Origin of the sequence: Kitasatospora sp. MY 5-36 (assembly GCF_001182915.1) — a bacterium.
In the GTDB taxonomy this organism is placed as follows: Bacteria; Actinomycetota; Actinomycetes; order Streptomycetales; family Streptomycetaceae; genus Kitasatospora.
Genome location: NZ_LFVW01000374.1, coordinates 1 through 11,615, shown reverse-complemented (window position 1 = coordinate 11,615; position 11,615 = coordinate 1). Strand labels below are relative to the sequence as shown.

Sequence of the window (11,615 nt, the reverse complement as noted above, 5' to 3'; positions counted from 1 at the left end):
CTTCAGGTAGAGGCCGGTCGGGCGGTGCGGGTCGACCGCGACCGCCGAGACGTCCACGCCGCGGGCGGCGACCTCGGCGAGCAGCCGGCGGCCGAAGCCGTCGTCGCCGACCCGGCTGATCCAGGCGGTCGGCACGCCGTGCGCGGCCAGCGCGCCCGCCACGTTGGACTCCGCGCCGCCGACCGAGAGCCGGAAGCTCTCCACAGACTCCAGCGGGCCCGGGCGGTCCGGCAGCAGGACGGCCATCGACTCGCCCACGCACACGGCCGTCGGGGGAGCGCCGGGGCGGGTCGGGCCCTGGGTGTCCTGTCGCGGCATGTGCGGGGCTCCTCGTCTGCGGCCGTTCCGTCGAGAGCGGGCCCACCGGGCCGACTCCGTGGCGCGTGAACGCCGCGTTCGTCCGTGAGCACCGCGTTCTCCGCGAGCACCGCACGTGAGCCGACCCCGTCGACCGGGAGCCCGGTCCGTTGACCGTGATCCGGCGCCGATGCTAGAACCGTGTTGCCAGCATGTGCAACCCTCGTTGCGCATGTTGCAACCTGTGCGGATGGAGGAACACGGTGGAGCAGACCTTCGCAAGCAGCGGTACCGGGCCGGGGATCGCCCGGGGAGCGGTGGCGGCCCTGGCCGACGAACCGCTCGACTGGCGGTTCAAAGCCGCTCCGCCGCAGTCGTGGGGCCGCAGCACGCGGGAGTGGCTCGCCACCGGCCCCACCCTCTCCTCGCTCGGCACCCCGCTGCTCACCCTCGACGGCGCCGCCCTCGACCACAACGTCCGCACCATGGCCGACTGGTGCGCCAAGGCGGGCGTCGCGCTCGCCCCGCACGGCAAGACCACCATGGCGCCCGCCCTCTGGCAGGCGCAGCTCGACGCCGGAAGCCACGGCATCACCCTCGCCAACCTGCCGCAGGTGCGGATCGCCCGGGCCTTCGGGGTCCAGCGCATCCTGCTCGCCAACGCCCTGCTCGACCCGGCCGGACTGGCCTGGCTCGCCGACGAGCTCGCCGCCGACCCGGACTTCGCCTTCCTCTCCTGGGTCGACTCCGTCGAGAGCGTGCGGCTGATGGACGAGGCGCTGCGCGCCGCCGGGGCCGAACGGCCGGTCGAGGTGCTGGTCGAGCTCGGCGGCCCCGGCGGGCGGACCGGCGCCCGCGGTGCGGACGCCGCCGTCGAGGTCGCCGCCGCGGTGCTGCGCGCCCCCACCCTGCGACTGGCGGGCATCGGTGACTCCTTCACCGGCATCCCCGAGGTGGGCGCGATCGCGCACGACGCCTCGGCCGAGGGACTGGCCGCTGTCCGCGGCTACCTGCGGGAGCTCGGCGAGCTGCACGGCCGGCTGGCGAGCGCCTACCCGGACGGCACCCCGCCGGTGGTCTCGGCCGGCGGCAGCGCCTACTTCGACCTGGTGGTCGAGGAGTTGGCGAACCTGCCGGAGTCGTTCACGGTGCTGCGCTCGGGCGCGTACATCGCCCACGACGACGGCTTCTACCGGGGCATCTCGCCGCTGGCCCGGGACGGCGGGCGGACGCCGTTCCGCGGCGCGCTGCACGGCTGGGCCCGGGTCGTCTCCCGGCCCGAGCCGCAGCTCGCGCTGCTGGACGCCGGCAAGCGCGACCTGCCCTTCGACGAGGGCCTGCCGGAGCCGCAACGGGTGCGCGGCGGCGCCGAGTTGACCGGAACGGCGGCCCGGATCACGGCACTCAACGACCAGCACGCCTTCCTGCGGGACGCGGGCGACCTCGCGCCGATCGGCGCCGTGCTGCGGCTGGGCGTCTCGCACCCCTGCACCGCCTTCGACAAGTGGACGGCGATCCCGGTGCTGGACTCCGCGGACGCGGCCGAGCCGAAGGTCACCGGCCTGGTCAGGACGTTCTTCTGATGCCCGGGGAGAGAGCGGCCCGCGGGGGCGCGACGGTCTTCCGGGGCGCCACCGTGGTGGACGGCACCGGCGCGGAGCGCTACCGGGCGGACGTCCGGATCGCCGACGGCCTGATCGTCGAGATCGCGGAGATCGCCGAGTCCGGTGAGGGCGGCGGGACCGGCGGGATCGGTGGGATCGGCGGGATCGGCAAGGGCCTCGGCACGGCCGAGGTGGTGGACGCCGACGGGCTGGTACTGGCCCCCGGCTTCATCGACATGCACGCCCACTCCGACCTCGCCCTGCTGCGCGAACCCGAGCACCCGGCCAAGGTCACCCAGGGCGTCACCTGCGAGGTCCTCGGCCAGGACGGCCTGTCCTACGCCCCGGTCGACGACACCACACTGGCCGCGCTGCGCCGCCAACTCGCGGGCTGGAACGGCGATCCGGACGGCTTCGACTGGGACTGGCGGGACGTCGCCGGCTACCTCGACCGGATCGACCGCAGCGGCGTCGCCGTCAACGCCTGCTACCTCGTCCCGCACGGCACGCTGCGGATGCTCGTCATGGGCTGGGCCAACCGTCCGCCGACCCCCGGCGAACTCGACCGGATGCGGCAGGTGCTGGCGAAGAGCCTGCTGGACGGCGCGGTCGGCATGTCCAGCGGCCTCAGCTACACCCCCGGGATGTACGCGGACACCGCCGAGCTGGTCGAGCTGTGCACCGTCGTCGCGGCCTACGGCGGCTTCCACGCCCCGCACCAACGCTCGTACGGCGAAGGGGCGTTGGAGGGCTACGCGGAGATGGTGGAGATCGCCCGGCGGAGCGGCTGCGCGCTGCACCTGACCCACGCCACGATGAACTTCGGGGTCAACCGGGGCCGGGCCGGCGAGCTGCTGGAGCTCCTCGACCGGGCGCTCGCCGACGGCGTCGACCTCACCCTGGACAGCTACCCCTACCTGCCCGGCTCCACCACCCTGGCCGCCCTGCTGCCGAGTTGGGCCACCGAGGGCGGCCCGGCCGCGACGCTGGCGCGGCTCGACGACCCCGCGCAGTGCGCGAGGATCCGGTACGAGGTGGAGGAGAAGGGCAGCGACGGCTGCCACGGGGTGGTCACCGACTGGGCGACGATCCAGATCTCCGGCGTCGGCTCGGCCCCGCTCGCCGGGACGGTCGGCCGCACCGTCGCCGAACTGGCCGTCGAGGAGCGGCGGACCGGCACCGAGGTCTTCCTGGACCTGCTGCGCCGGGACGGGCTGGCCACCACGATCCTCCAGCACGTCGGGCACGAGGAGAACGTCCGGGCGATCATGCGCCACCGCGCGCACACCGTCGGCAGCGACGGACTGCTGGTCGGCGCCCGGCCGCACCCGCGCGCCTGGGGCACCTTCCCGCGCTACCTCGGCCACTACAGCCGGGAGTTGGGAGTTCTCGCGCTGGAGGAGACGATCGCCCGGATGACCGGCCGCCCCGCCGCCCGGCTGGGGCTGGACCGGCGGGGCCGGATCGCCCCCGGCCACCACGCCGACCTGGTGCTCCTCGACCCCGGGAAGGTCCGGGACGCCGCCACCTTCGAGGACCCCCGGCTGCCCGCCGAGGGCATCGAGTACGTGTACGTCAACGGCAGCGCCGTCGTCCGGGAGGGCCGCACCACCGGCGCCCGACCCGGGCGTGCCCTGCGCCGAACCGACCGAGGAACCCTGGCCATATGACCGAGCTGTCCGCTCCGACCGACCTCTCCTCCGACCCTTCCGTTCCGACCGGGCTTTCCGGACTGCGCGACGAACCGGTGATCGCGGTGGTCCGCGCACCCCGGATCCCGGACGCCGCCGCGCTCTGCGCCGCCCTCGCCGAGGGCGGCATCAACCTGACCGAATTCACCTACACCACACCGGATGTGACGGACCATCTGCTCCGGGCCTCGAAGGCCGGCTGGCGGGTCGGCGTCGGAACGGTGCTGACCGCCGAGCAGGCGCGGCGCGGGGTCGAGGCGGGGGCGTCCTTCCTGGTCACCCCCGGCTGCCGCCCCGAGGTCGCCGAGGCGGCGGCCGCCGCCGGGGTGCCGGTGGTGCTCGGGGCGCTCACCCCGACCGAGGTGGCGCACGCGGTGGACCTCGGGGCCGCCGCCGTCAAGATCTTCCCGGCCCGGGCGTTCGGCCCCGGCTACTTCAAGGACCTGCGCGGCCCGTACCCCGACGTGCCGCTGGTGGCCTCCGGCGGGGTGAACGCGGGCAACGCCGCCGAGTTCCTGGCGCACGGCGCGCTCGCGGTCTGCGCGGGGACGGACGTGGTGCCGCCGGACGTGGTCGCGGCGGGGGACTGGGCGGAGATCACCCGGCGGGCCCGGGCGTTCACGGCGGCCTGCGCCGGGGCGGCGGGGGCGTAGCGGGTCGTCGGCGTCTGCGGCGGGGGCGCAGTCGGGCTGTCGGTGTTCGCGGCGGGGCATCGGCGTCTGCGGCGTGGCGAGGCGGGCTGTCGGGACGGCCGGGATTGGACGAGAATCGGGGGCACCCGGCTCGGCCCCGGCCGAGCCCGTCCCGGCCCAGCCCCTCCCCGCCCGGCCAGCCCCGGGCCCCGGACCCGGCAGGAGGAACCGCCCATGACCTCGACCCGCCCCGGCCCCGACTGGCTCGCCGACGCCGTGCTGTACCAGATCTACCCCCAGAGCTTCGCCGACTCCGACGGCGACGGCATCGGCGACTTCGCCGGCATCGCCGAGCACCTGGACCACCTCGCCTGGCTCGGCGTCGACACCGTCTGGCTCAACCCCTGCTTCGCCTCGCCGTTCCGCGACGCCGGGTACGACGTCGCCGACTACCTCACCCCGGCCCCGCGCTACGGCAGCACCGAGGACCTGGCCGCCCTGGTGGAGGCCGCCCGCGGCAAGGGCATCCGGGTCCTGCTGGACCTGGTGGCCGGGCACACGTCCGACCGCCACCCCTGGTTCCTGGCCTCCGCCGAGGACCCGTCCGACCACCGGTACATCTGGTCCGACCGCCCGGTGGACGGCTTCGTCGCCTCGCCCGGCAGCCGCCCCGGCTGGTACCTGCCGAACTTCTTCGACTGTCAGCCCGCGCTCAACTTCGGCTACGCGCGCGGCAGTTCCGAGGAGCCCTGGCGGCAGTCGGTGGACGCGGACGGCCCGCGCGCCAACCGGGCGGCGCTGCGCGCGATCATGGCGCACTGGCTCGGCCTCGGGGTGTCCGGCTTCCGGGTGGACATGGCCTACTCGCTGGTCAAGGACGACCCCGGCAAGGTGGAGACCGCCAAGCTCTGGACCGAGCTGCGCGACTGGCTGGACCGCGCCCACCCCGAGGCCGTCCTGCTCGCCGAGTGGGGCGACCCGGCCGCCGCCGTCACGGCCGGCTTCCACGCCGACTTCTTCCTGCACTTCGGCGGCGCGGACCACGGCCTGCCGCTGCGCTCGCTCTGGAACAACAACGGCGGGACGGTCGAGGAGTTCTGGCACCAGGAGGCCTGCTACTTCGAGGCCGAGGGCCGGGGCACCCCGCAGCCCTTCCTGGACGCCTGGCGCTCCGCCGCCGAACTCACCGAGGGCGGCGGGCGGATCGTGCTGCCCACCGCCAACCACGACTTCTCCCGGCTGGCCACCGGCCCGCGCACCGCGGAGCAGCTCGCCCCCGCCTTCGCCTTCCTGCTCACCTGGCCCACCCTCCCGGCGGTCTACTACGGCGACGAGATCGGCATGCGCTACCTGCCGGGCCTGCCCGACACCGAGGGCGGCGTCCTCGGGCCGCGGTTCAACCGGGCCGGCTCGCGCACCCCGATGCAGTGGACGCCCGGTCCCACCGCCGGCTTCTCCAGCGCCCCGCCCGAGCGGCTGTACCTGCCGGTGGACCCGGACCCGCACCGTCCGGACGTGCTCTCCCAGCGTGCCGACCCGACCTCGCTGCTGCACACCGTCCGGCGGCTGATCGCGCTGCGCCGGGCGCACCCGGGGCTGGGCGCGGCCGGCGGGGTGGAGGTCCGGCACGCCGGCTACCCGCTGGTGTACACCCGGGCCGGGCGGTACCTGGTGGCGGTCAATCCGCGCCGGGAGCCGGCGTCCGTCCGGCTGCCGGGCCTGCCGGAGGGCGTCCCGTCGGCACCGGGCGTCCGGCCGCTGGAGGTGCAGGGCGTGCGGGTCGCGGACGGGGAGCTGCGGGCGGACGGGTTCTCGTACGGGGTGTTCGAGCTGGGCTGAGTGCGGTCGGGCCGGTCGGGCCGCGTGCGGGTGCGGTAGCCGGGCCGAGTGCGGCGGGGAGCCGGGTCCTGTTCGGGGCCCGGCTTCCGATCGGTGTCGGATAGTTGTAAGCTACATCGATAGATGGTTGCATTTACCACCCTCATTGGTTGTATTTGCCACCTTCATGATCAAGCTGACAGACACGCCACCGGAGGACGGTACGAACGCCATGAGCACACCCCGGAACCCCGCCGCAGCGCCCACCCTGGGGCACTCGCTCAAGCACCTGGCCGTCCACCTGATCACCCCGCTGCTGATGTGCCTGGGGATGGCGCTCGCCTACCAGGGCGCCTTCCACCAGCCCGAGCCCCACCACCTCAAGGTGGCGGTGGTCGGCACCACGCCGCAGGCGCAGGGCCTGGCGCAGGCCATCCAGGGCAAGGCCGGGAACGCGCTCGACGTCCGCACCGTGGACGACCGGGCCGCCGCCGAGCAGCAGCTGCGCGACCGGGACCTGGTGGGCGCCTTCGTGCCGGACGCCAAGAGCCCCGAGCTGATCGTCGCCAAGGGGAACTCGGACACCTCGGTGGTGGCCGCCACGGCGGTGTTCACCAACGTCACCGACCGGCAGGGCGTGCCGCTGCACGTCACCGACCTGACCACGCCAGCCGCGGGCGACCCGACCGGACAGGGCCTGTTCTTCCTGCTGGTCGCACTGAGCATCGGCTCCTACGCCAGCGTCGCGGTGATCGGCGCCGCCGGCGCGGGGCTGAGCATGGCGGTCCGGGCGCTGGTCGGGGTGGCGGTCTCGCTGGCGGTCAGCGTGATCGGCATCGTCACCGCCGGGCCGGTCTTCCACGTGGTCGACCACGGCTACGCGGCGATCTGGGCGCTGGGCTGGCTCTACTCGGCGGGCATCGTGCTGATCGGCATCGGCCTGCACAGCTTCCTGAAGAAGTGGACCACGCTGGCCCTGATGGTGCTGTTCGTGATGCTGAACTTCACCTCCTCCGGCGGCATCTACCGGCCCGAGCTGCAGAACGGGTTCTTCGGCGGCCTGCACGGCTTCTGGACCGGCGCCGGCTTCCTGGAGGGCGCGCGCAGCATCATGTACTTCGACGGCGGCGCGGGCCTCGGCGGGCACGTCGTGACCCTGCTGGTCTGGCTGCTGCTCGGCGGTGCGGCGCTGGTGGCCGCGGCGATGTACGAGGGCCGCGGGCGCCGTCCGGTCGAGACGCCGGCGGAGGCCGAGGAGGAGATGGAGGAGGCGGTCGCGGTCTGACCGCGCCCCTCGGAAGGCTTCACCGGGTGCCGCGGGCATCGGCACCGGGTGGGGATCGGCGGCCCGCGCCCGGCCCTGGACAAGCCGGACGCGGGCCTCGGCGTCCCCCCGTACGCGCCTGGCGGTACGCCGCCTGCCCGATGAGGGCCTGGCCGACCACCAGGGTGTGGATCTCGCCGGTGCCCGTCGGGGTCACCCTGGCGTGCGGGTGCGGTGCGGGGTGCTCATGGGCGGTCCTCGGGGTCCTTGTCGTACGGGTCGGTCGGGGCGGTCGGGGCGTCCTGGTCGTGCGGGGCGTGTCGGTCGTACGGGGCGTCCAGCCAGGCGGTGAGCTCGGCGGTGTGCTCGCCGAGCCGGGGCGGGGGCAGGTGGTAGCGGGGCGGGGTGCGGGAGAGGCCGATCGGGTTGGCGACCAGCTCCAGCGGGCGGCCGTCCGGGCCGGGCAACGGCGCCCGCGGGCGCAGGCCGAGCGAGTCGGCGAGGGCGAAGGCCCCGGCCAGGTCGTTGACCGGTCCGCAGGGCACGCCGAGCAGGGTGAGGACCGCGAACCACTCGGCGGCGGTGCGGCGTTCGAGCCGGGCGGTGAGCTCGCGGGCCAGCGCGCCCACGTGCGCGACCCGGTCGGCGTTGGTGGCGAAGCGCGGGTCGGCGGCCAGCTCGGGGGCGCCCACGCCCCGGCAGAGCGCGGCGAACTGCCGGTCGTTGCCGACCGCGACGACCAGCGGGCGGTCGGCGGCGGTGAACACCTCGTACGGGGCGACGGACGGGTGGCGGTTGCCGAGGATGCCGGGCACGGCGCCGGCCAGGGTGTAGCCGGCGGACTGGTTGACCAGGCCGGAGAGCAGGGTGGAGAGCAGGTTCAGCTCCACCAGCTGGCCCCGGCCGGTGGCCTCGCGCTCGCGCAGCGCGGCCAGCACGCCGACCGCCGCGTGCAGTCCGGTCAGGACGTCCACCAGCGCGACGCCGGTCTTCACCGGCTCGCCGGGGGCCGGGCCGGTGACCGACATCAGGCCGCCGACGGCCTGCACCAGCAGGTCGTAGCCGGGCAGTCCGGCGCCCTCGCCGGAGCCGAAGCCGGTGATCGAGCAGTAGACCAGCCGCGGGTTGAGCGCCTCGGCGCGGTCCGGGCCGAGGCCGTGGCGGGCCATCGTGCCGGGGCGGAAGTTCTCCACCAGCACGTCGGCGCGGCGGACGAGTTCGACGGCGCGGGCGTGGTCGGCCGGGTCGCGCAGGTCGAGGGTGAGGGAGCGCTTGTTGCGGTTGACGGAGAGGAAGTAGGTGGCCTCGCCCTGGGCGTACGGCGGGCCCCAGGCGCGGGTGTCGTCGCCGGTGCCGGGCTGCTCGACCTTGATCACGTCGGCGCCGAGGTCGGCCAGCAGCATGGTCAGGTAGGGCGCGGCGAGGACCCGGCCGAAGTCGGCGACCAGGACGCCGTCCAGCGGGAGCCCGGTCACGACCGCCCCCTGGCCGCCCCGGCCGCGGCCGTCGCGCCGCCGGTCGCCGCGCCACCGGCCGTCGCGTCGCCCGAGGGGGCGTCGCCGCGCAGGTGCGGGCGGGCCAGCAGGAGGTAGAGGCCGCCGGCCGCGAGCACGACCACCGCCGAGAGCAGCACCAGGTAGTTGTCGTACCAGGCGGCGTCCGGGGTGCGGCCCCAGCAGATGTTGACGATCGCGGCGACGCCGTAGACCAGCGCGCCGATGTTCACCGCCAGGCCCCAGCGGCCGAGCCGGAAGTCCCCGCTCGGGCGCCAGCCGCGCAGCCGGGCCCGCAGGGCGGCCAGCACCACCATCTGGAAGGCCAGGTAGATCCCGATGCTGGAGAAGGAGATGATCTTCGTGAGGGCGCCCTCGGAGAGCGCCGAGGCGCCCACGATGATCACGCCGGGCAGCGCCGCGGCGAGCAGCAGCGCGTACGGCGGCACCCGCAGCCGGCCCGAGACGGTGGCCAGCAGCCGGCTGCCCGCGATCATCCGGTCCCGGGCGAAGGAGTACGCGAGCCGGCTCGCCGCCGCCTGGAGGCTCAGCACGCAGGACAGGAAGGAGATCAGCACCACGCCGATCACCACCCGGGCGCCGGCCGCGCCGAAGGCGTCGTGCAGCACCTTGGCCACCGGGTCCTTGTCGTCGCCGGAGACCACCGCGCCGATGTCCTGGATCGACATCACCAGGGCCAGGCTGACCCCGATCGCCGCCGCGCCGCCGACGTAGATGGTGCGCCGCATCGACTTGGGGATCTGTCGACCCGGATCGGCCACCTCCTCGGCGACGTCGCCGCAGGCCTCGAAGCCGAAGAACAGGAAGACCGCGATCAGCCCGGCGGCCAGGAAGGCGTCGGCGTAGTTCCCGTCGCCGCCCGCGCCGAAGCGGTCGAAGACCACGCCGAGGCCGTGGTAGCGGTGCGTCAGCAGCAGCCAGGCGCCGACCGCCAGGGCGCCGAGCAGCTCGGCGGCGAAGCCGAACATGGCCGCCGCCGACAGGACCCGGGTGCCGCCGAGGTTGATCACGGTGGCGAGCGCCAGCAGGCCGAGCGCGCACCAGACGGTCGTCGCGGTGCTCGGCTCGACGCCCAGGAGGGCGGCCACGTACGGGCCGGCGCCGTAGGAGACGGCCGCGATGGTGGACATCAGCGCCAGCAGGTAGACCCAGCCGGTCAGCCAGCCCCAGGTGCGGCCCCAGAGCCGGCGCGCCCACGGGTACACCCCGCCGGCCACCGGGAACTGGGCGACCACCTCGCTGAACACCAGGGCCACCAGCAGCTGGCCGAGGCCCGCGATCAGGAAGCTCCAGACCATCGGCGGCCCGGCGGTCTGGAGCGAGGTGGCGAAGAGTGTGTACACGCCGACCACGGGGGAGAGATAGGTGAAGCCGAGCGAGAAGTTCGCCCAGAGGCTCATGTCGCGCTTGAACTCGGAGGTGTAGCCGAGGGCGGCCAGCCGTTCGGCGTCCGGGTCGGGGGAGTGGGCGGTGGCACGGGCACTGGCATCGGTCATGACCTGCTCCTGGGAACGTGTCGTGATGCGTCGTCAGGACGCGTCGTTGTGACGCGTCGTCGTGATGCGTGGGGGAGTGCTGCGGGGTGCTGTTCGGGCCGAGGCTGCGGGAGAACATACGAGATTGAGTTTCTAGCGGCAAGGGTGCGCGCTCGACCGGGAGGTACCCTGCGGGAAACATCCGGTCGGACGGTGATCCGGAGTCGGCGGTTCGGAGGCGGCGGTTCGGGGACGCTCATCCGGAGGCGGGTGATCCGGCGGCGGGCGACCCGGCGACGGTGATCGAGGAGGGGGCGGTGTGACGACCATCGGCAGTGCGACCCCGCTGCTCAGCGCCGTCCTCGCGCCGCTCGCCGACCTCGGGCGCGCCGACGCGGTGGCCCGCCGGATCACCGAGGCGATCGCCCTCGGGCTGGTCGCGGACGGGGACCAACTGCCCAGCGAGAACGACCTCGCCGACCAGCTCGGCGTCGCCAACGGCACCGTCCGCGAGGCCCTCGCCCTGCTCCGCGAGGCCGGGCTGATCGAGACCCGGCGCGGCCGCAACGGCGGCAGCTTCGTCCGCACCCCCGCCGAGGGCTCCCAGCACCTCCAGCTCGCCCGGCTGCGCGACCTCGCCACCGTCGACCTGCGCGACCTCGGCGACGAGGAGCTGGCCGTCTTCGGCACCGCCGCCCGGCTCGCCGCCGAACGCGCCCCGGCCGACCTCGGCCCCAGGCTCACCCGGCTGGTGCACGACCTGCGCGACGCCGCCGGGCCCGCCGAGCGGTGCCGCGCCGACGCCCGCTTCCACATCGAACTCGCCGTCGCCGCCCAGTCGGTGCGGCTCACCCAGCTCGCCGTCCGGCTCCAGGCCGAACTCGGGCCGCTGCTCTGGCTGCCCGCCCCGCACGGGCCGGACCAGGAGCGCTTCGCCGAGCAGCACCGGGAGATCCTGGTCGCGGTGCTGGCCGGCGACGCGGCCGGCGCCCGGGCCGCGGCCGAGGCGCACGCGGTGGCCTGCGTCCACCATCTGGTCCGGCGGCACCTGGAGTTGGCGGACGACGGCTGAGCCGGGGCCCGTTGCTCCCGGAACCCGTTGTTCCCGGAGCCGCCCCTCGCCGGAAGTCCGTTGCCGGAAGTCCGTTGCCGCCGGAACCCTCCCTCGCCGCCGGAGCCGTCATGACCAGCGCGTCCAGCCCCGCCCTGCCCGTTGCCCGAGCCCTCGGCGGGCCCGCCGCCGTCGAGCGCTGCGCCCGACAGGTCGCCGCCGCCGTCGACGCGGTGCTCGCCGAACTGGACGGCCTGCGGGCGGCCGCG

At 74.9% G+C, this 11,615-nt stretch carries 9 protein-coding genes; 6 read left to right on the top strand and 3 right to left on the bottom strand.

What is annotated here, in order from left to right; translation table 11 throughout:
• On the bottom strand, positions 1–318 hold a 318-nt coding region (locus tag AE652_RS23115; protein WP_049654545.1), incomplete at its 3' end, for a PfkB family carbohydrate kinase.
• A gap of 242 nt (positions 319–560) precedes the next feature.
• On the opposite strand from AE652_RS23115, the gene AE652_RS23110 reads away from it, so the two are divergent.
• From AE652_RS23110 to AE652_RS23090, 5 genes are all read left to right on the top strand, one after another.
• Positions 561–1,880, top strand: a complete 1,320-nt coding sequence (locus tag AE652_RS23110) for an alanine racemase (RefSeq protein WP_234348499.1) — start codon at positions 561–563, stop codon at positions 1,878–1,880.
• A complete protein-coding gene (locus AE652_RS23105; RefSeq protein ID WP_049654544.1) occupies positions 1,880–3,571 on the top strand; it encodes an amidohydrolase family protein in 1,692 nt (563 codons plus the stop codon). The genes AE652_RS23110 and AE652_RS23105 overlap by 1 nt, the downstream gene beginning before the upstream one ends.
• Positions 3,568–4,245, top strand: coding sequence for a bifunctional 4-hydroxy-2-oxoglutarate aldolase/2-dehydro-3-deoxy-phosphogluconate aldolase (locus AE652_RS23100; RefSeq protein ID WP_049654543.1), 678 nt, complete (start codon positions 3,568–3,570; stop codon positions 4,243–4,245). Before AE652_RS23105 ends, AE652_RS23100 begins: the two co-directional genes overlap by 4 nt.
• 213 nt (positions 4,246–4,458) lie before the next feature.
• The gene (locus AE652_RS23095) at positions 4,459–6,063 is read left to right on the top strand and encodes an alpha-amylase family glycosyl hydrolase (RefSeq protein WP_049654541.1); all 1,605 of its coding nucleotides are present in this window, start codon (positions 4,459–4,461) and stop codon (positions 6,061–6,063) included.
• Positions 6,064–6,274: 211 nt separating this feature from the next.
• Positions 6,275–7,327, top strand: a complete 1,053-nt coding sequence (locus AE652_RS23090; RefSeq protein WP_049654540.1) for a membrane protein — start codon at positions 6,275–6,277, stop codon at positions 7,325–7,327.
• A 224-nt stretch (positions 7,328–7,551) separates the two neighbouring features.
• On the opposite strand, the gene AE652_RS23085 is transcribed toward AE652_RS23090, so the two are convergent.
• Together AE652_RS23085 and AE652_RS23080 are read right to left on the bottom strand one after the other, a co-directional pair.
• A complete protein-coding gene (locus tag AE652_RS23085; protein ID WP_234348500.1) occupies positions 7,552–8,709 on the bottom strand; it encodes a CoA transferase in 1,158 nt (385 codons plus the stop codon).
• Between the two features lie 68 nt (positions 8,710–8,777).
• Positions 8,778–10,316 (bottom strand): APC family permease, encoded by a 1,539-nt coding sequence (locus tag AE652_RS23080; RefSeq protein WP_049654537.1) that lies wholly within the window; start codon positions 10,314–10,316, stop codon positions 8,778–8,780.
• Between the two features lie 298 nt (positions 10,317–10,614).
• On the opposite strand from AE652_RS23080, the gene AE652_RS23075 reads away from it, so the two are divergent.
• Positions 10,615–11,367, top strand: coding sequence for a FadR/GntR family transcriptional regulator (locus AE652_RS23075; protein WP_234348498.1), 753 nt, complete (start codon positions 10,615–10,617; stop codon positions 11,365–11,367).
• Positions 11,368–11,615: the final 248 nt, after the last annotated feature.